This window comes from Rhizobium ecuadorense (genome assembly GCF_001187535.1).
Taxonomy (GTDB): Bacteria; Pseudomonadota; Alphaproteobacteria; order Rhizobiales; family Rhizobiaceae; genus Rhizobium; species Rhizobium ecuadorense.
Genome location: NZ_LFIO01001754.1, coordinates 1 through 235, shown reverse-complemented (window position 1 = coordinate 235; position 235 = coordinate 1). Strand labels below are relative to the sequence as shown.

Here is a 235-nt window from a genome sequence, read left to right as displayed (position 1 = left end):
CCGTAATAGGTGAGATTGCTTTCCGGGAAGAGTTCCAGCAGCTTTGCCGTCTCCGCCGCTGCCTTGGTTTCATTGCCCTGATCCGCATAGGCCGCCGCCAGATATTCGCTTGCCGGCTCGACCTTCGGCAGGCCGTCGATCGTCGGCTCTATCAGCGAGATCGCCCGCCGATCGTCACCCGCGGTATAAAAGACGATCCCTGCCAGCAGTTGAAAGCTCGACGCCGGCGAAGGGT

Annotated in this window: 1 pseudogene; it reads right to left on the bottom strand. The window is 60.9% G+C overall.

The window, feature by feature from the left end:
- Positions 1-235 (bottom strand): annotated as a pseudogene (locus AF337_RS35255) (adenylate/guanylate cyclase domain-containing protein); the annotation flags it as partial.